The sequence below is a fragment of the Pseudomonas sp. NY15356 genome, assembly GCF_048068175.1.
In the GTDB taxonomy this organism is placed as follows: domain Bacteria; phylum Pseudomonadota; class Gammaproteobacteria; order Pseudomonadales; family Pseudomonadaceae; genus Aquipseudomonas; species Aquipseudomonas putida_K.
In genome coordinates this window covers 1-1,318 of record NZ_JBLUPW010000066.1, presented here as the reverse complement: position 1 = coordinate 1,318, position 1,318 = coordinate 1, and the positions used below count along the sequence as shown (strand labels likewise).

Here is a 1,318-nt window from a genome sequence, read left to right as displayed (position 1 = left end):
CACAGACAGCGTGGCTTTCACTTCGCTGATCGTATCGGTGATGTTGACGGTGGCCTTGTCGCCCAGTTGCAGGTTTTCGAACTGCTTGCCGGCGACGGTCGCATCGGTGACGCCCAGCGAAACTTCACCTGCATCCTTGAATACGTCATCGCCCTGGGCCGGCAGCGAGTAATCGACCTCGGTTTTACCGGCTTGAATGACCACCTGCTGATTGTTGCTCAGCGTAACGGTGACATCGTGATCGAGTTTTTCGCTGATCCGGATGGTGAAGGACGGCTGCTGGTCTTCGGTGACATCACCCTTGCTGACGATGGTGACTTCGAACTTGTCGCCTTCGTTGCCGGTATTGGTGCCCGAACCTGGCTCATCGGTGATTTCCGTCGAAACAGAGTTCTCACCCAAAGTCAGCTTCTCGAACTTCTCACCGCCTTCTACCGACTCAAGCTTGTTGGTAATGGTCGGCTGGCCACCGGTGAACACGTCATCCGATGCTTTGACGGTAATGGAGCCGCTGGCGCTGCCGGCTGGGATAGAAACCTTGGTGCCGTCCGACAGGGTGAAGACCAGGCCACCATGGCCGTTGACCGGCAATTTCTGCCCATTGCTCAGCGTGACGGTGTAGGTGATTTCACCGCCTTCAGCGACAGTAGTTTTATCCACAGACAGCGTGGCTTTTACTTCGCTAACCGTATCGGTGATCGCAACGCTCGCCTCGCCACCCAATTGCAGGTCTTCGAACTGCTTGCCATCAACGCTGGCATCGGTAACGCCCAACGTTACCTTGCCCGGATCGGTGAATACGTCGTCGCCCTGGGCGTCGAGCTTGTACTCGATCTCGGTCTCGCCAGCCTTGATGACCACTTTGTCCCCATTGCTCAAGGTGACGGTCAGGTCGTGATCCAGCTTCTGGCTGATCTTGACAGTGAAGGCCGGCTGTTGGGCCTCGGTTACATCGCCGTTGCCGGCGATGCTGACCGTCACGGTGTCGATACTGTCCTTGATCTGGGTTTCGGCAGGTGTGGTGTTGGGCGTCAGCTTCTCGAAGTTGCCACCGCTCGCGCCTGTAATGGTCGTGCTGACAGTGCTGCCATTGACGAAGACATCATTGGCCGGGGTCTTGAAGTCCACGGTACCGGTGGTTTCGCCGGCCTTGATGGTGATGGTCTGGCCGTTGGACAGGGTCACGGTGACCGGTGTTTGCGCCGGATTGCTCAGGGTGGCGGTGTAGGTGATCACGCCCCCTTCGGTGATGCCTGGCGTTGCGGTCAGGGTGACGCTGGTGGTGTCGACCGAATCGGTGATGACGGTTTCGGCAGGC

Annotated in this window: 1 protein-coding gene; it reads right to left on the bottom strand. The window is 58.1% G+C overall.

Annotated elements, in window-relative coordinates:
- On the bottom strand, positions 1 to 1,318 hold a 1,318-nt coding region (locus ACNFCI_RS23910; RefSeq protein WP_416768416.1), incomplete at both ends, for an immunoglobulin-like domain-containing protein.